The organism is Psychrobacter sp. M17(2026), assembly GCF_055699815.1.
This window is the reverse complement of record NZ_CM146741.1, coordinates 999,115-1,018,329: the sequence shown is the minus strand read 5'-3', so window position 1 is coordinate 1,018,329 and position 19,215 is coordinate 999,115. Positions and strand designations below refer to the sequence as shown.

The following is a 19,215-nucleotide window of genomic DNA, read 5'->3' as shown; positions in this document are numbered from 1 at the left end:
ATTTAGGCGTGTACCTCATTGAATATCCATGGCGTCTTTTGTAACATTTTGGCTTCATAGACTTTAATAGCATCGCTTTGCTGCAATGTTAAGCCGATATCATCAAGACCATTTAGCAAGCAATGTTTGCGAAAAGCGTCGACTTCGAATGCATACTCTTCACCCGTAGGCGCTATCACCACTTGACGCTCTAAATCAGCGATGAGCTCATAGCCCTCAATGGCAAAGGTGGCTTGCATGAGTTTATCAACGATGGCTTCGTCAAGGACGATAGGGAGCATACCGTTTTTAAAGCAGTTATTATAAAAAATATCAGCAAAGCTCGGTGCAATTATTGTACGAAAGCCATATTCTGATAAAGCCCAAGGCGCATGCTCACGGCTTGAGCCACAACCAAAGTTACGACGAGCCAGCAAAATATTTGCCCCTTGGTAACGCGGCTGGTTCAAAATAAAGTCAGGGTTTAATGGGCGATTACTATTGTCTTGGCCGCCACTCAAAGAAGGCACGCCTTCATCTAGATAGCGCCAGTCATCAAATAAATTGACACCAAATCCTGTACGTTTAATCGATTTTAAAAACTGCTTTGCAATGATCTGATCGGTATCGACGTTTGCGCGATCCATTGGGCAGACGATGCCTTGTTGTATATTATAAGCTTGCATAAATTTTCTCTATTCTAAGGATTAATGTCATTCTTAATACATAGCTAACCGTTTATAAAAAGCATATTTAGCTAAATTTACGGATCAACAACAGATCAGAAAGTCCGCACATCGACAAAATGACCTGCCAACGCCGCCGCTGCCGCCATTGCAGGACTGACCAGATGCGTACGCCCGCCACTACCTTGACGCCCCTCAAAGTTGCGATTAGAAGTCGAGGCGCATTGCTCCCCTGGCTCAAGCTTATCGGCGTTCATCGCTAGACACATTGAACAGCCAGGCTCACGCCACTCAAAACCTGCATCAGTAAACAGTGTATCTAGCCCTTCTGCTTCTGCCTGTATTTTTACTTGACCTGATCCTGGTACGACGATGGCCTCTTTGATCGTGCTTGCCACTTTGCGACCTTTTATCACCGCAGCGGCATCGCGCAAATCTTCGATGCGTGAGTTGGTACAAGAGCCGATAAACACTCGATCGAGCTGGATATCAGTGATTTTTTGTCCGCCTTGCACACCCATATAAGTATAAGCCCGTAACCAGCCTTCCTCTTGTGCGGCATCTAGTGCTTGATCCGGTGTCGGTATCGACTGAGTAATATCTACCACCATCTCAGGTGAAGTGCCCCAAGACACTTGCGGGGCAATGCTACTACCATCAATCTCAACTAAAGTATCGAACACTGCATCGTCATCTGAGTAAAGCGTACGCCAATACGCCTCAGCTTGATCCCACTGCGCGCCTGTTGGTGAATAAGGACGACCTTTAGAGTATTCGATAGTAGTATCATCGACAGCAACCATACCGACCCGCGCGCCCGCTTCGATCGCCATATTACAGACGGTCATGCGACCCTCCATACTCATATTCTCGAAAACCTCGCCAGCAAACTCAATCGCATGACCTGTGCCGCCAGCCGTGCCTATGTGAGCGATGATAGCCAACACCACATCTTTTGAGGTAACGCCAGCGCCAAGCTCGCCATTGACACGAATTTGCATATTTTTCATCTTGACGGCGATCAAGCACTGAGTGGCTAATACATGCTCAACCTCAGAGGTGCCGATACCGTGCGCCAAGCAGCCTAATGCGCCATGAGTGGCAGTATGCGAATCCCCGCAGACAACGGTCATACCAGGCAATACCAGACCTTGCTCAGGGCCAACCACATGCAAGATACCTTGACGGGCATCGTTAATCATAAACTCGGCAATGTTGAACTTGGCGCAGTTGTCATCTAGAGTAACTACCTGCAAGCGTGACACTTCATCTTTGATGCCAGATACCCCTTGCAAGCGCTCTTTAGCCACTGTCGGTACATTATGATCGGGGCTGGCAATATTAGCAGACAAACGCCATGGCTGGCGATTAGCTAGCTCTAAGCCTTCAAACGCTTGCGGAGTTGTGACTTCATGCAACAGATGACGGTCAATATAAATTAAGCTTGATCCATCATCACGCGTGCTTACTTCATGAGCTTGCCAAAGTTTGTCATATAAGGTTTGAGCTGCCATATTACTATCCTTTATAGGTTGCTAACTGCTTAATTACTGATGACTAATAAATAGGTACTGAATAGAATAATTGCTAATGAAGTACTTTAGCTTTTTCATACTGATCACTATAAAACATGAAGAAGATGTTGCCTTGCTATAATCTAAAACCGCAAATAGGTCAATATTCTAAGTTTTATTATAAAAATGTCAAAAACAACTTTGATGTCTTGTGATTATAACAGTCTAATCCTATAATAATAATTGATGATTTTTATCTATTCACAAACTTTTATTTCTATAATATTATTATAAGATATCATAACTTTTATTTATAGCTTACTTTTATAGCTAAGGATCTTAGATTGAATACTACTAACTTGATAACTTTCGTAACTGTCATGCAGATAGGCAGTATCTCAGGTGCAGCAGAAAAGCTGTTTATCACTCAACCCGCTGTCAGCAAACGTATCAAAAACTTGGAAGATGAGTTCAAAATCACCCTATTTGATACCGTAGGTCGAGGTATTGTGCCGACTCAAGCAGCAAGCGAGATGCTACCTCATGCCAAGCGCTGGCTGGAGGACTATGAGAATTTTAAAATAAACCTTCAGCATGCAGAACATATCGTTTCAGGTAAATTGGTGATCGGTACCAGCCATCATATCGGCCTACATCATTTAGCACCTGTGCTAAAACACTTTATCCAAAGTTACCCAGCGGTGCAGTTAGATGTGCACTTTGTCGATTCAGAGGAGGCTCATAAAGCAGTATTGGACGGTGACTTATCACTGGCATTTATGACCCTACCACCAGTATACGATAAACGTTTGACCTATCGTACCCTTTGGTCGGATCCGCTGTTTTTTATGACAGGCACCCTATCACCACTTGCCAAAAAAACCAATGTCACTTTGGAGCAATTGGCGCGCTACCCTGCTATTTTGCCTTCGGCCAACACTTTTACCAGTCAAATAACGCTTGCCGAATTTGCTAAACACAATCTAAAACCCTATGCCACTATGAGTACCAATCCGCTCGAATCTATCCGTATGCTAGTATCAGTAGGATTGGGATGGTCTGTGCTGCCGCAAACGCTCATTAGCCAAGACCTTGAACGTATCGATATGGCTAATAATGTCGAACTGCAGCGCTATCTAGGGGTGGTCATCAATCCAAAACTAACGCCTTCGAGCAGTGTGCTGGCTTTATTAGATCTGTTGTCACCGATAGATTAGCAAAAACGTGACGATTTGTGGTCACTAATTAAAAATTATTGATAAACAATAGTTGGTAAAATTATTCATAATATTGACTTTTACCAGCATTGAGTTTATTGTTTATGTAACACCTTATTGCAGCTTGGTAATAAAACCTGTATAAACTGTCTTTTAGTCTTACTAATTAGATTTTGTTTATACTATATTTGCAATAATTTATACTATATTTGCAATAAATAGTATCGTTGTCTAATAACACAACAGCTGCAATAATACATTCTAACATTTTTATTGGTTTTGATACGTAGCTGTAATAACGGTTTGCTCCAATGGTTCTCATGTATAAATGCTCATCAGGGAGAGGTAGCCCAATGACGACGTTTGATAGATATTTACAGTACTTTCAATCGTACAAAACTATTAGTAAGTACTTAAGTGATAAGTAAAAAGCCATTTCGTCTGACTTAATGGCTTTTTTTGTTTTTAAAAATCTCAATATTGAGTAGATACATGAATATTCCATGTATCTACTCAATATTAAAGCCACGCAGTTGGCTAAGGAAAGTTTTATGAACGGAGTTTCGAGTGGCGTACTGATATCGCTTGCCGCCTATTTTCTAGTGATGATTGGGATTGGCGTCTATGCTTACTTTAAGCAAGCCAACGATACTGAAGGTTACATGCTGGGTGGTCGTAGTTTGGGTCCAGCAGTAACCGCTCTTTCCGCCGGTGCATCAGATATGTCCGGTTGGTTATTACTTGGTCTGCCAGGTTATATGTATTCTGACGGTGTCGTCAGTATTTGGATCGCTCTAGGTCTTACTCTAGGTGCGTTCTTAAACTATATTATTGTTGCACCTCGTTTGCGAGTCTATACTGAGGTTGCGGGCAATGCGATTACCTTGCCAGATTATTTTGCAAATCGCTTTGAAGATAAGTCACACATGTTACGTGTCTTTTCAGCGATAGTCATTATTTTGTTCTTTACCGTATATACTGCAGCCAGCTTAGTTGGCGGTGGTAAGTTGTTTGAAAGCTCGCTCAACCTTCCTTACAGTACTGGCCTATGGGTCACTGCAGGTGTGGTGGTTGCTTATACCTTATTTGGTGGCTTCTTAGCGGTCTCAATGACTGACTTTGTGCAGGGCGTTATTATGCTATTTGCCTTGGTCATCGTGCCTATCGTTGCCTTTACTGATCTTGGTGGCGTTGGTGTAGTTACTGAGTCGGTTAGAAACATTGATCCAAGCATGCTCAATATCTTTACAGGTATGTCTTTCCTAGGTATTGTTTCACTGATGGCATGGGGACTGGGTTACTTCGGTCAGCCGCATATTATCGTTCGCTTTATGGCGATTCGTTCTGTGAAGGATGTACCGACAGCACGTAATATCGGTATGAGCTGGATGATTGTTAGTTTGATCGGTGCTTTGTCTACTGGTTTTGCCGGTCGCGCTTATGTGCAAAAAACGGCGATGACTTTGGATGATCCTGAGACTATTTTCTTAGTATTCACGCAGTTCTTATTCACGCCACTAGTATCAGGTTTCTTATTAGCGGCTATTTTAGCGGCTATTATGAGTACGATTTCATCACAGCTATTAGTAGTATCAAGCTCATTGACTAAAGATGTCTATAAGCTATTCTTGGATAGAGAAGCATCAGAATCTCGCCAGGTAATGGTTGGTCGTCTCTCTGTGATATTGGTCGCGATAGTTTCTATTATGTTAGCTTCTGATCCAGATAGCTCAGTATTGACCTTAGTGTCTAATGCTTGGGCGGGCTTCGGTGCCGCATTCGGTCCATTAGTTATCTTTAGCTTGATATGGCGCGGTATGAACCGTAATGGCGCTGTTGCTGGTATGGTCGTCGGTGCATTGACGGTTATTCTATGGATATACGGTCCATTCGAGATGAATGGCATGGCGCTTAACTCATGGTTATATGCTATTGTTCCAGGCTTTATACTCAGCACCATCGCAATCTTTGTCGTCAGTACTGCAACAGGTGGTCCAAAGCCTACTGTCGTAGCTACCTTCAAAGAGATGGAGCTTAATCTAAACAAATAAGTCGTATGTACTTATCATAAGTCATAACTACAAACCTCGTTACTACTCTAGTAGCGAGGTTTTTTATTGGCAGTTTTAATAGTGTAAACAGCTTCTATTGATAGAAATATAGGATGTTCTAATAGTGCCTGATATATTGCCTACCTCCAGCTAACCACTTTGCAAAGGTATGACCTCTTGTAAGCAGTCAATCTTAAATAGGCAAATTACTGTCGGCTGAGGCTTTTAGCCCAGCGCTTTTGCTTATGTTGTTACTTATCTACTTTACCTTTCAAAAACATAAGTTCTATTTCAGTGATAAGTTGTATGATGTGCAATGATAAAAACTATAGGTAGTAAAGCTAATGCGCTGGATATGCTTAGGTTTTGAATGATGTAGATAAATAACAGCCATAAAAAAGCGACCCCTTAGGATCGCTTTTTTATTTTCAAATGGTTTCTACCACAGACTTAAAGCTTAGAAGCCTTGCTTAGCTTGATAAGAGATCTTCGCCCCTAAGATAAAGCCGTCGTTATCTTCAAAGTCAGCAACGATTTTACCTGATGGTAATCGGCCTTGTGCATCACCGAACCATAAGTATTTGCCACCAGCGGATACTGCCCAGTTCTCAGTTACATTATACTTAGCACCAAGACCGACGCTGTAATAGCCCTCGATAGGACCTAACGAAGTGGTTGGATCACCAGCACCACTATCCCAACCTACTGTACCACTAACTGCAAGCGCTGGCGCTAAACGCTTGGCAATACCGACTTCTACTTGATACTGGTCGTCATCATAATCGACTAAAGCTAAGCCGTCAGGACCAAAACTGCGTTTACTAACGCCATTATATAATGGTGGCACGATAGAGAAGTCACTCCAAGGTACCCAACGCACTTTAGCTGTTGCTAACGTGGTTGGATTCAGACCCGTTTGAAAATCAAAGTTAATTGATTTTGGAGTAGTGATTTGATATTCATTAACTTGAGTGGCCGCAGCTGGATTGCCTGCCAATGTGCCTGCTAGCGGATAAGTTTCAGATATCGTTACATCATGATCAATCTCTGAGCGATACGTCAAAGCTGCTTTTAAGGCGATCTCAGGCTTACTATAAGCAATACCGGCTATATAGCCATAATCCATATCAGGATTACTGTTTGAGGTATAACCACTAGCTGGACCATAGGCTAGTCCGCGAAGTGCCACTTCAGCTTGAATACGCTGGGCGACTGGACCACCATATATCTGGAAGTTTTTATTAGCGCCAAACTTCATACCTAATAGTGCGGTTAAGTTTTCACTACGTACTTCAACGTTAGTATTTTCACCAGCTGTACCAAACTCACCATTTACAATACCGACTGCTGGAGCTAAAGTTTGTAAAGTAAACAGTTCCGTAGGGGTCAAAGGACGAGTGGTTGATGCTAGTTGGAGATTATTTACTGTGGTTTGCGCCGATGCAAAGTCACTAGCTGCTGCTCCAAATGGTCCACCTGGACCAATAGCACCTCCAGAAATAGCTGCAATAGTAGCATCACGATTGTCGCCAGTTTGAGCTACAAAATTGCCTTCAGTATATTCAGCAGCAGCACCAAATGGCTCATCATATAAAATACCAATACTAAAGGTATCATTGATATCTGCTTTTACGCCATAACGAAAAAAGTCATAATCTTCAGCAATATCACCAGTATTACCGCCTTCAACATAAGTATTGCTAGTAGGAATCACGTTAGCACTGTCTTTGCCACTGACGTCGGCATCAATATACGTATATACCGTTTCAGCATATAGGCCATCTTGGAAAAAAGCTGTAACATCTTGACCTGAACGATCAAGGCCGGCTGCACTAGCCGCACTAGCGACAGAAAAAGCAGCAACTGCTACCGCAAGGGTTTTTAAGTGAAAGGTAGGGCGCATTGTATCTCTCCAAACATCCGCATTGTTTTGCCGTTAGTATAATTAAGTTGTTACTAAATATAAAAACGGCGTCCTGAATTGAATAGTAATGGCTTTCTGACACTAAAACAACAATTAAAGTACTTTATTTCTCTAATATGACTACACAGTACAAATACTATTTATAAAGATGTTAAGAATCTATCGCTTAAATAACGATTTTTTATAGATATAAAAAAGCGACCCCTTGGGATCGCCTTTTAGATTAATAACCATTGTAATAACCGCAGCCGCATATAAATCAACTGTATCAATAAATGTTGAGCTTATTGCTCAGTCTATAAGTTATTGCTTGGCTTGATAAGATAGCTTTAGGCCGAGTGCATAGCCATCATTATCCTCAAACTCTCCAACGATGGTTTTTGAAGGTATCTGACCCTCTGCATCACCAAACCACAAATACTTACCGCCAGCAGATACGGCCCAATTCTCAGTGACGTTGTATTTAGCGCCAAGACCTACGCTATAGTAGCCGTCAATAGGGCCCAATGAGGTTACTGGATCGCCAGCGCCGCTATCCCAGCCAATATTACCGGTTACTGCTAATGCTGGCGTCAGACGCTTAGCAAGACCTAATTCCACTAACCATTGATCTTTATCATAGCTTACTAACGGCAAACCATCAGGACGATAGGCAGGATTAGCAGTACTCACCTCATTATATAATGACGGTACAATGGCAAAGTCACTCCATGGCACCCAGCGTACTTTTGCAGTAGCTAAAGTCGTTGGGTTGATACCCGTTTGAAAATCAAAGTTTACAGATTTAGGCGTTGTTATCTCAATATCACCACTTCTGTTTGTTGGAAATGCAAACGGTCCACCAGCTACTGGTGGTATAGAGCCACCTACTACCGTTGCCAAGGGATAAATTTCAGCAGCATTCGAGGTATGCTCAATCTCAGAACGATAAGTCAATGCGGCTTGTAGTGCTATTTCAGGCTTGCTATACGCTATGCCAGCTAGCCAGCCATAGTCTTGATCGGTACTGATATGAGTCGTATAACCGTTAGCTGCTTCATAAGCTGTACCGCGCAACTTGACATCTGCTTGGACACGTTGGGCGACTGGGCCACCATATATTTGGAAGTTTTTATTGGCACCAAGTTTTGCGCCAAGGATACCAGTGAGGCTTTCAGTACGAACTTCAACATTAGTACCTTCGCCATTTCTAGGTGAAGCAGGATTTTTATCGACAAAATTACTATCGCCTTGATAGTCGGCTGCTGCGCCAAACGGCTCGTCATATAGCACGCCTACACTAAAGATGTCATTGATATCCGCTTTTACCCCATAACGAAAAAAGTCATAAGACTCAGCGATATCATCGATATTATTACCTGAGGCGTCGTTACCTGTCACGTCAGCATCTAGATAAGTATAGCTGGCCTCGGCATACAAGCCATCTTGTAAAAAGGCAGTGATATCTTGACCTGAACGATCAAGACCCGCAGCGCCAGCCGTGCTAGCGATAGAAAAGGCGGCGATAGCCATAACAAGATTTTTCATCGGAAAAGCGTTCTGTATAATAGTTTTCAATGTAACCCCCAAAATAATTCTTTAACACCTTGATCAGCACCCTACTCCAACATGTGGTAACAGAGCAGCATTATAACCGAAGGATGTTAATGGCTTTTAGAGCGTAAGACAACTACAAAAGTGCGCTATTTCCATGTTATGACCAATCAGTCATGAGAGATATATTTATCTAATAAATAGATAATGACTAATAGCACAGTCATTTATTCTATTACTGACTGTGCTATTGCCTACTCTGCTGTTATCTACTCTGCAATTAATAGTGCGGTGGTCTATCAGCCATGACATCAAACGGCGCAATACCTTCATCAGCACCTTGACCCTCAATTTGTTTATAGACCAGTTGCAGCTGTCGTTGTAGATCTCGAATATGTTTGTCCTGCTGGGTAATAACGTTATCCAGTCGCTCTACGGTCATCTCAAGATGGGCCATACTCATTTGTAGCTCAATCATTTGCTCACTGAGTTCGGCTTGGGGCTGGTTTTGCAGCTTGGTATCGGTTGTAGGCGGCACGATTGCTTTATTCATAGTGTTCTCGATAATGGTTATAATACTTATATGATGATAGAACCCATGGGATGAGAGTTTTTATTATCCTGCTTTGTAGTAATAAAAATAGTGATAAGGATAAAGTTTTTGGCATTACGTCAAAGTCACCTGAGGTCATGTTATAATGCGAGCGCTTTAGCGATAGCTATTATTTTGCTAAAACGGCTATCACTATCTACTCTATTTTGACCAAAAATTTTTACTCAATAACTTTTTACTCAACACAAGCATAAGACAATTTATGGCACTGATACATTTAAAAGATATTCATCTCGCTTTTGGCGTGGCTCCTGTTCTTGACGGCATTGATTTTAGCATTGACGCGGGTGAGCGTGTGTGTTTAATCGGTCGTAATGGTGAAGGCAAATCCACTTTATTTAAGCTTATCAATGACGATATTCAGCCAGATAGCGGTGAGGTTATCACTAGTAGCAGTGTGAGCGTCGCTATGCTTGAGCAAGACGTCCCTGAAACTAGTGGTCGCATATTAGATATCGTTATGGGTGGTAGTCGCCGTACCGCGGATTTGCTGATTAAGTACAATGAGCAGACGGATCTATGTGCTGATGGCGATATGGATGCTTGTGAGCGCATGGCGACTTTGCAACACGATATTGATGCGGTGCACGGTTGGGATTTGGAACGTGAAGCAACCCGATTAATTACTACCATGGGCTTAGATCCTAACGACGACTTATCGTCACTATCAGGCGGACGTAAGCGTCGGGTGTTACTGGCAAGATCACTGGTGACGAAGCCTGATGTATTACTGCTCGATGAGCCGACTAACCATTTAGATGTTGATAGTATTGAATGGCTTGAGCGCTTTTTATTAGAATGGCAAGGTTTGACTTTACTATTTGTCACCCATGATAGAGCCTTTGTTAATAAATTAGCGACGCGTATCGTTGAGTTAGATCGTGGTCTATTGACCAGCTATGATGTGACCCAAGGCGCAAAAGGTTACGCACGTTATCAGGAGCTCAAAGAGCTACAGCTATTGGCTGAAGAGAAAAACAATGCCAACTTTGATAAAAAATTAGCGCAAGAAGAAGTCTGGATTCGTCAAGGTATCAAAGCCCGCCGTACCCGTAATGAGGGACGCGTGCGTGAACTAAAAGCATTACGTGAAGAGCGTGGCGGACGTCGTGAGCAAGTCGGCAATGTCAATATCACCATGGATACTGGTGAAAAAAGCGGTAAGCTGGTCTGTAAAGTCAAAGACTTGCATCTTGAATATGACGGTAATGTATTGGTTGATAACTTTAGCACCACTATTATGCGCGGCGATAAAATTGGTATCATCGGGCCAAACGGTGCAGGTAAAACCACTTTAATTAAAGCCCTGCTTGATATGTCTGATGATGAAGTGACCCAAAGCGGTAAAGTAGAGCTGGGAACTAACTTGAAGATTGCCTTTTTTGATCAGTTGCGCGATCAGCTAGATCTTGAGGCAAGCGTGGCACAAAACGTCTCAGAAGGCTCAGACTTTGTAGACGTTGGTGGCCGTAGAACTCATATTATGAGCTATTTACAGGACTTCCTGTTTGCCCCAGAGCGCGCGCGTACCCCTGTCAAGGCTTTATCAGGTGGTGAGCGTAACCGAGTGTTGCTCGCCAAGCAACTACTCAAGCCTGCTAATATATTAATCCTCGATGAGCCAACCAATGACTTGGATATGGCGACTCTTGAGCTATTAGAAGAGTCTGTCGCCAGCTTCAACGGTACTATTATATTGATTAGCCATGATCGCTCTTTTATGGATAATGTGGTCACCTCCACTTGGGTCTTTGATAAAGATGCAGACGGTAAAGGTGTGGTCGATGAATATGTTGGCGGCTATCAAGAATATTTGATACAAAAAAACCGTATGCAAGCAACCAAAGCCGCTAAAGCTAATAGCGATGCGAGCAAAGCCAAGCCTACAAACAAAACAGCTATAGCAGCTAAACCAGACAAAGCTAGCAAAAAGCTCAATTTCAATGATCAGCGTGAGCTTGATAACTTACCTAAAGAGATCGCTGATTTGGAAGCGGAACAATCTCAACTACAAGAGCAATTAGCTGACGGCTCATGGTTTATAAATGACTTTGATGCAGCAACAGTAGCTAGTGAACGTTTGCAGGTTATCGAAGATGAAATGATGGGTAAGCTTGAACGTTGGGAAACGCTTGAGAGCTAAATGGTTGCAATCATAATTAGGGTCTGTTATTGCGACTACGATGTCGCAACTATTGGTCGTTAGCATTGCAAACTTTTAGTTTAAATGGATGTTAATTGGACAACATCTTCCATTTGCAGCGTTTAAACTTCGAGAGTTTGCCACTATTATGGTTATAGCAAAAATGATGAAATAAAGATAAGCTTCGGTAACTTTTTATGCGTCAAGCTTACGCAATTATATGGAAAGTTAGTGAACATTGTCGTCATTTCTAGTATCATTCGCTGTTACTAAATATCCTTATAACTTATAAGGTGATTAGCTTTATTTTAATCGACTACATTAGCCTGCCAAAAACTTATAAAAGGTAGAAAAGCGCTTTTGTAATATTCAACAGCTTAATGTAGTCCATTAAGACTGCTTTATTTTTAACACAATAATTTATTTTATGACCGAAATAGCTTAGAATAGCAACAATTAGCAAGATTAGGCATAGCCAATGTGGCGTTTATATCGTTTATCTTAAAGCCATAAAACCCAGTGTGGGATAATCCCATTTCATTCACCTGGAGAAAGTACAAATGAGCCAAGCCGAAGGCGTTAATGTACAACGCCGTAGAGTTCTTATTGCCTCAACTGCCGCAATTGGCGCAGCTGGAGTCGCAGCTGTTGCGACTCCTTTTGTGCGCTCTTGGTATCCAAGTGCCAAAGCAGAAGCCGCTGGAGCGGCGGTAACTCAAGATATAGGTTCTGTCGAAGAAGGTCAAATGATCGTCATCAAGTATCGAGGTAAGCCTATCTTTGTGGTTAAACGCACAGAGGAGATGCTAGGTACTTTGGAATCAGTCAAGCCTTTGTTAGCTGATCCTGATTCTGATGCCTCACTGCAGCCTGAATATACCAAAAATATTACACGCTCACTTGAACCATCAATATTGGTGGTTGAAGGCGTGTGTACGCACTTAGGCTGTGCACCGAACTATCGCCCTGATGTAGGTGCGGCTGATCTTGGTGGTAACGATTGGTACGGTGGATTTTTCTGCCCTTGTCACGGATCCAAATACGATTTATCGGGTCGGGTTTATAGTGGTGTTCCAGCACCACTTAACTTACCTATCCCAGATTACAATATGGATGGTAGCATCTTGACGATTGGGGAGGCTTAGTATGAGTATTGGCAAAAAACTTATGCATTGGGTGGACGCGCGTTTTCCAGCGACTGAAACCTATGAATACCATATGTCAAAGTATTATGCACCAAAGAACTTCAACTTTTGGTACTTCTTTGGCGTACTGTCTATGGTGGTATTGGTCAATCAGCTAGTGACTGGTATTTGGCTTACGATGATGTACAACCCAAGTGCTGAAGGTGCTTTTGCGTCAGTTGAATACATCATGCGTGATGTAAAAGGTGGTTGGCTGATCCGTTATATGCACTCAACGGGTGCCTCGGCGTTCTTTGTCGTGATTTATTTGCACATGTTCCGTGCCTTGCTATACGGCTCTTACCAAAAACCGCGAGAGCTTATTTGGCTCATCGGTATGGGTATTTATCTAGCCTTAATGGCGGAAGGTTTCTTCGGTTACCTACTACCTTGGGGTAACATGTCATTTTGGGGCGCACAGGTTATTTTGAACCTTCCTGCTGCTTTGCCTGTCATCGGTGATGGCCTAGCTGAATGGGTACGTGGTGATTATATTATCTCAGGTATCACACTCAACCGCTTCTTTGCTCTTCACGTTGTCGCTATTCCGCTAGTATTAGTCGGTTTAGTCTTTATGCATCTAGTAGCTTTGCATCATGTGGGATCGAACAACCCAGATGGTATTGATATTAAGAAGCTAAAAGATAAAAACGGTGTGCCTTTAGATGGTATCGAATTCCATCCGTACTACACTGTGCACGATATGATCGGTATTGTCGTATTCTTTATTTGCTTCTTTGCAGTAGTGTTCTTCTTCCCAGAGGGCGGCGGATTTTTCTTAGAGCCACCAAACTTTGAGGCGGCAAACGCTCTAAAAACACCGGCTCATATTGCACCAGTATGGTACTACACCCCGTTTTATGCCATTCTTCGTGCGGTTCCTGATAAGCTCCTAGGTGTTGTGGCTATGGGCGGTGCGATTGCTGTGCTGTTCTTGATACCGTGGTTAGATAGATCTCCTGTACGCTCTATGCGCTACAAAGGTATATTATCTAAGATTGCCTTGACGATATTTGCTATTAGCTTTGTGGTGCTAGGCTATTTAGGTGCGACTCCTGCAACGCCTACTGCAACGATTATGGCTCGGATATTCACGGTCTTGTATTTCTTATTCTTCTTATTGATGCCGTTTTATACTTCTATTGAGACGTGTAAACAGCCACCAGAACGCGTTACCGGAGGTCACTAATGAGCACCTTAATTAAATCCCTAGCTGGTTTAGGCTTAGGCGCAGCATTAATGTTGAGTGCTGGTAATGCGATGGCAGAAGGCGGTGGTGAGTGTGGTGATTTCGTCAATGCAGAAGGCTATACTGAGCATTTAGCTTGTAGCGAGGCCCCTATTGATTTTACCAATAAAGGCTCACTACAAAACGGTGCAAAGATGTTTATGAACTACTGTGCTGGGTGTCACTCAGCTAAGTATGTTCGTCATTCACGTATTGCTAAAGACTTAGAGATTCCACCAGAGCTTGTCGAAAAGTATCTTATGGTTACCACCGATCAAATCGGTGACCATATTAATGCTGAGATTGATCCTGAAGTACAAGCCTCTTGGTTCGGTGCAGCGCCTCCTGATCTATCGCTTGAGACTCGTCTGCGTGGTGATGACTGGGTGTATACTTACCTGTTGTCATTTTATGAAGATCCAAGCCGTCCTTGGGGTGCTAATAACTTAGTACTAAAAAATGCAGCGATGCCTCATGTATTGCATAATCTGCAAGAAGACTTGAGTACTGAAGAGTTTGAATCTGAGGTCGGTGACTTGGTTAACTTTATGGCTTGGATGGCAGAACCTGTCCGCCATGACCGTCAAGTAATTGGATTTTTCGTGATTCTTTTCTTATTAGTATTATTGATCCCTGTTTACTTACTAAATAAAGAGTTTTGGAAAGATGTTAAATAACTTTATTTAATAGACTATTTAGTTTTATGGTCGATTTTATTGTAAATTCAAAGAGGCATTACTTCGGTAGTGCCTTTTTTGATGGCTATACATTAAGATTTTGCTCATTAAAGCCGATAGACGAGGTAGGATTACGCTTACACCTTGCCAAACCCCTTACCTTGGTTTAGGATGACAGCCTTAACCATTACCTTTAGGCTGCTATGATCGACGCGAATGACATTCCAAGTAGTCAGCTGATTTTGTATGCTGATGATGGCTACGATAGTCATGTGGTGCGCCTATTACTTGAAGAAAAAAAGCTGGCTTATTATCTATCACGCCTGCACTCTGAGCGTCCAGAGGATTTGACTGAGCTTAATCCTTATCATACTTTGCCAGTGCTACAACAGCGTGAGATTGCGCTGTATGAGATCAATGTAATCTTTGAATACTTAGAAGAGCGCTATCATGCCAATAAGCTACTGCCTGAAACGCCACAAGAGCGCGCGCAGTTTCGTCAGCTGGCGTGGCGCATTCAACGTGATTGGTTGGTACTTGGTAGACGATTATTGATGCATCCTGATAGTTTTAATAAAGCGCAAGCAGGACTGGCTAAAAAACAACTTGCTGACTCTCTGATTACCTTATCGCCATTATTTGCACATAAGTCTTATTTTATGGCCGATAGCTTTGGTTGGTGCGATGTACTACTTGCGCCACTGCTTTGGCGATTAGAGGAGATGGATATCGAGCTGCCACGCGCTATTAGCCGTCCTTTATTCGACTATCAAACACGTTTGTTTGATCGAGAAAGTTTCCGAAAAAGCGTAAAATAGTATGTCTACCAGCGTAACTATAAATAAGTAATCTTTATAACCTATTAGTACAGGAGCTATAAAATGAGTGATACCACCTCTATTGCCCCAACTCGCCCTTATATGGTGCGTGCGATTTATCAATGGATAGAAGATAATGAGCTCACCCCTTACATGATGGTCGATGCGACTGGTGATAATTTACAGATTCCTGTTGAGCATGTACAAGATGGACGTATCGTGCTGAACATTGCTAGTCGTGCTACGGGTAATATGAGTATGGAAAACGACTATATTAATTTTAGCGCGCGCTTTGGGGGTGTCTCGCAAGAGATATGGGTACCATTAACTGCTGTTTTGGGTATCTATGCAAAAGAGAACTCACAGGGGATGTTCTTTGACCCTAATGAATATGACAATTATGAGCCAGGAGAAGACTCGACGCCGACATCTGCTAAAGCAAGTAGCCCAGCTGCTAAGCCTAAGCGTGATAACAAAGCAGGCTTAAAAGTTCTAAAATAGTAAATAGCGTAATCCATAAAAAAGCTAGGCGTAATCAATACGTCTAGCTTTTTTTATGTCGACCTAAAAGGGATACGATCCTAAAAACGATTATGTTCTCGGCAACGTGACACCACGCTGACCTTGGTACTTACCACCACGATCTTTGTAGCTAGTCTCACAAACATCATCGGCGTCACTTTGGAAAAACAGCATCTGTGCTACGCCTTCACCCGCATAAATACGTGCTGGCAGATTGGTGGTATTACTAAACTCTAACGTCACATGCCCTTCCCACTCGGGCTCAAGTGGAGTGACATTGACGATGATGCCGCAGCGCGCATAAGTAGATTTGCCAAGGCAGATGGTGAGCACATCACGCGGAATGCGAAAGTACTCAACGGTACGTGCTAGCGCAAACGAGTTTGGCGGAATAATACATTCGTCGCCTACAATATCGATAAAGCTTTTTTCATCAAAATTCTTGGGATCGACTACTACTGAATGCACATTGGTAAAGACTTTAAATTCAGGCGCACAGCGCACGTCATAGCCATAGCTTGAGGTACCATAACTGATCAAGCGCTCGCCTGCATCGTTAAAGCGTACTTGACCTGCCTCAAACGGCTCAATCATCTGCTGAGTTTCAGCCATTTCACGAATCCAGCGGTCAGATTTAATAGACATTTTTATCCTTAAGATTGATTATCGTATTTAATTTATACATTTTGAGCGTTTTTTGATGATGTTGATTATACGGAATTGATTGGTTGATTTATAGACTTTGCAGCAGATAAAATAATACATTGCTCCGCTTTATACAGCTTACCACTTAGCAAAATGATCTTCTGCCAGTCCTAATACTTTATCCAATCGAATCACTTGCTCTTGCAAGCGTATCTCACCGCTATATTCACCGATCCACTGCTCAAAGATACTAGCTACCACACCGAAATCATCCGTCTTTTTGTAGACAGTAATAGGCGTAAATCTTAGATCAATATCGATGTTGCTCCAACCTAGATTCTGATGATAAATGTGCCAACTATTCTGTGCTGATGAATCAAAATCTTTACGTACAAAGAGGACGGGTGGTAGATGATAGATCTCTCCATCAAGCCAGCAAGCATTTTCGCTCGCTCCCGTCTCATTGACGCCCATCGATAGGTTCAATGCAAAATGACGACCCTCTGCCAAATAGCTATTGATACAAGCCCAAAACCAATTGGTCTCATGGCGCATGTAGCCAAGCGTCCAGTCTAGATTAGCTATAGTAGTTTCACTAAATCTCACTAGCTCATCTTGATGATTAGCAGTCATCTTCGAAGAAGCCTTAATTAGCAGCTCACCTACAATGGTAGTAAACGGTTCTTTTTGGGTAAAGGTCCAACCCCGCCTACCCGTCGGTGTACAAATAGACAATGGCTGAACGTTACGAGTTAGCTCAGCGGCCAGCTTTAGATGTTGACTATCTAGATCGACACTTACTTGCATCGGGTCAAAGTCCAAGGTCAGACTGAGCTTGCTGTGAGAAAAGCTCATTTGTCCTTGATAATGATCACCTAAAAAACGGGCCTTATGAGTCAAAGGTTGCAGCGCCTCGCAGACTTCCAACTGTTGAGTTGTGTCGTTATAAAGGTAAACAAAAGCACTAGTGGCCAGCTTGATTGTCGCTAAAGCTAGGCAAATTCGATATGGCGGCTCAATAATTTGGATAAAGCAAAACTGATTAACCTTTAGATCTTTGCGCCAGTCTGGTAACCGCTTTTGCGAGATAAGATAGCTTTGATAGTTGAGATAGTTAATATTTTGAACTTGTTGGAAAATACCAAAAACTGGCTGGCCATCTTCAATCAAATTATTAATTATGGGCAAGCTGGAATAATTAAAATCTTTCACTACACCCATAATTCTCTCCTCATGTTATCTCTAAAAAATCCGCTTATCATCGACAGGCTTGGCAAATTTATCGATATTAGTTTCAATATTCTTAGCAATGCTTATATAGTAAGGTGCAAACTCATCATTAGCCAATACGCTAGGCTCTCCTTTATCGACTTGCGCGCGAATACCGCTAGCTAATGGCAGCTGACCTAATAACGGCACTTGATATTGCTTAGCAATAAAATCTCCGCCACCTGCGCCAAAGATAGCTTCAGTAGTGCCGCAATTGCTACAAGTATGCAGCGCCATATTCTCAACGACGCCAAGCACGGGAATACTGGTCTTATTAAACATCTCAATACCTTTTTGGGCATCGAGTAGCGCGACATGCTGCGGCGTCGTGACAATGACTGCGCCAGTGACAGGAATACGCTGGGCTAGGGTCAGCTGAATATCGCCTGTCCCTGGTGGCATATCTATCACTAGATAATCGAGCTGCGGCCAATTGGTCTGGTTATAGAGCTGCATCAAGGCACCAGTCGCTTTGGGACCTCGCCATGCCACAGGTGTATTATCGCCATCGAGCAAGCTACCGATAGAGAGCATCGCAAGGCCATGGGCGTCAATAGGTACGAACTGCTCATTCTCAAGCTCAGGCCTGACACTAGCGACACCGAGCATAGTTGGCATACTTGGGCCATAAATATCAGCATCGAGCACGCCAACACGATTACCGAGCTGTTGTAGCGCCAAAGCAATATTGACCGTTGTGGTCGACTTACCGACGCCGCCTTTGCCAGAGGCTACGACAATAATATGACGGATATGGGGATGCACTGGCAGCGATGCTTGGGTCGGCGGGGCTTTTGCACTTGGTACTTCAATACTTGGTGCTTTGATATCAGGCATCGGTGCGGCATTGGCTTGGTTACCCATTGCATCAGTCGTTTTTGGTATTGGCTTTGCTGTCTGTTTGGGCAACGTTGAGCTACCACCTTTGACGGGTGGTGGCAGACGCACATTCATATGAATGGCTTTGATACCGTGCAAATGTAGTAGCGAGCCAAGCTCTTGCTGAATGACTTCAGGATCACTATCTTGCGGTAAACGCAAGTCTAGAGTCAGCTCATCATCATTGCGATCTATACCTGTTACCATTTGTGCAATACTCACGTTATTGACATGATAGCCCAGCAGTACTTTGTCAACCGCACTATCACGCTCCGCTTTTTGTTTTGCAGTTTCAGCTCTTTGCGGGTTTATTTTTTTTATAAAGTTAAACAT

The 19,215-nt window shown here is 42.8% G+C and carries 16 protein-coding genes; 8 read left to right on the top strand and 8 right to left on the bottom strand.

Annotation, left to right across the window (positions count from 1 at the left end; all coding sequences use genetic code 11):
- Positions 1-2: 2 nt before the first annotated feature.
- Positions 3-665, bottom strand: a complete 663-nt coding sequence (gene leuD / locus ACR63T_RS04335; protein WP_201572610.1) for a 3-isopropylmalate dehydratase small subunit — start codon at positions 663-665, stop codon at positions 3-5.
- A 95-nt stretch (positions 666-760) separates the two neighbouring features.
- Positions 761-2,179 (bottom strand): 3-isopropylmalate dehydratase large subunit, encoded by a 1,419-nt coding sequence (leuC, locus tag ACR63T_RS04330; protein WP_472784881.1) that lies wholly within the window; start codon positions 2,177-2,179, stop codon positions 761-763.
- Positions 2,180-2,523: 344 nt separating this feature from the next.
- Here leuC and ACR63T_RS04325 point away from each other — a divergent pair, with 344 nt between their 5' ends.
- Together ACR63T_RS04325 and putP are read left to right on the top strand one after the other, a co-directional pair.
- Positions 2,524-3,396, top strand: coding sequence for a LysR family transcriptional regulator (locus tag ACR63T_RS04325; protein ID WP_472784880.1), 873 nt, complete (start codon positions 2,524-2,526; stop codon positions 3,394-3,396).
- A 551-nt stretch (positions 3,397-3,947) separates the two neighbouring features.
- Positions 3,948-5,447, top strand: coding sequence for a sodium/proline symporter PutP (putP, locus tag ACR63T_RS04320; RefSeq protein WP_472784879.1), 1,500 nt, complete (start codon positions 3,948-3,950; stop codon positions 5,445-5,447).
- Between the two features lie 457 nt (positions 5,448-5,904).
- Here the strand turns inward: putP and ACR63T_RS04315 are convergent, their stop codons facing one another.
- The 3 genes from ACR63T_RS04315 to ACR63T_RS04305 form a co-directional block, all read right to left on the bottom strand.
- Entirely contained in the window at positions 5,905-7,350 is a 1,446-nt protein-coding gene (locus tag ACR63T_RS04315) for an outer membrane protein transport protein (protein WP_305899849.1), read from the bottom strand.
- Positions 7,351-7,674: 324 nt separating this feature from the next.
- Positions 7,675-8,916 carry an OmpP1/FadL family transporter gene (locus ACR63T_RS04310; RefSeq protein WP_472785230.1) on the bottom strand — a complete coding sequence of 414 codons (1,242 nt, stop codon included), beginning with the start codon at positions 8,914-8,916 and terminating at the stop codon, positions 7,675-7,677.
- A 268-nt stretch (positions 8,917-9,184) separates the two neighbouring features.
- The gene (locus ACR63T_RS04305; RefSeq protein ID WP_472784878.1) at positions 9,185-9,457 is read right to left on the bottom strand and encodes a SlyX family protein; all 273 of its coding nucleotides are present in this window, start codon (positions 9,455-9,457) and stop codon (positions 9,185-9,187) included.
- A 262-nt stretch (positions 9,458-9,719) separates the two neighbouring features.
- Between ACR63T_RS04305 and ACR63T_RS04300 the strand changes: the two genes are divergently transcribed.
- The 6 genes from ACR63T_RS04300 (at position 9,720) to ACR63T_RS04275 (ending at position 16,068) form a co-directional block, all read left to right on the top strand.
- On the top strand, positions 9,720-11,660 hold the full coding sequence (locus ACR63T_RS04300; RefSeq protein WP_472784877.1) for an ATP-binding cassette domain-containing protein: 1,941 nt from the start codon (positions 9,720-9,722) through the stop codon (positions 11,658-11,660).
- A gap of 560 nt (positions 11,661-12,220) precedes the next feature.
- Complete coding sequence (petA, locus tag ACR63T_RS04295) at positions 12,221-12,805, top strand: ubiquinol-cytochrome c reductase iron-sulfur subunit (protein ID WP_305899847.1); 585 nt, start codon at positions 12,221-12,223, stop codon at positions 12,803-12,805.
- A gap of 22 nt (positions 12,806-12,827) precedes the next feature.
- Positions 12,828-14,033, top strand: coding sequence for a cytochrome b (locus ACR63T_RS04290; RefSeq protein WP_201573744.1), 1,206 nt, complete (start codon positions 12,828-12,830; stop codon positions 14,031-14,033).
- Complete coding sequence (locus ACR63T_RS04285) at positions 14,033-14,749, top strand: cytochrome c1 (protein ID WP_305899846.1); 717 nt, start codon at positions 14,033-14,035, stop codon at positions 14,747-14,749. The genes ACR63T_RS04290 and ACR63T_RS04285 overlap by 1 nt, the downstream gene beginning before the upstream one ends.
- Positions 14,750-14,952: 203 nt before the next feature.
- Entirely contained in the window at positions 14,953-15,567 is a 615-nt protein-coding gene (locus ACR63T_RS04280) for a glutathione S-transferase N-terminal domain-containing protein (RefSeq protein WP_305899845.1), read from the top strand.
- Between the two features lie 63 nt (positions 15,568-15,630).
- Positions 15,631-16,068, top strand: coding sequence for a ClpXP protease specificity-enhancing factor (locus ACR63T_RS04275; RefSeq protein ID WP_472784876.1), 438 nt, complete (start codon positions 15,631-15,633; stop codon positions 16,066-16,068).
- A gap of 90 nt (positions 16,069-16,158) precedes the next feature.
- On the opposite strand, the gene dcd is transcribed toward ACR63T_RS04275, so the two are convergent.
- From dcd to apbC, 3 genes are all read right to left on the bottom strand, one after another.
- Entirely contained in the window at positions 16,159-16,734 is a 576-nt protein-coding gene (gene dcd / locus ACR63T_RS04270; protein ID WP_201572589.1) for a dCTP deaminase, read from the bottom strand.
- Positions 16,735-16,872: 138 nt separating this feature from the next.
- Positions 16,873-17,955: a DUF2804 domain-containing protein gene (locus ACR63T_RS04265; protein WP_472784875.1), complete on the bottom strand. Its 1,083-nt coding sequence runs from the start codon at positions 17,953-17,955 to the stop codon at positions 16,873-16,875.
- Positions 17,956-17,976: 21 nt separating this feature from the next.
- A complete protein-coding gene (gene apbC, locus ACR63T_RS04260) occupies positions 17,977-19,215 on the bottom strand; it encodes an iron-sulfur cluster carrier protein ApbC (RefSeq protein WP_472784874.1) in 1,239 nt (412 codons plus the stop codon).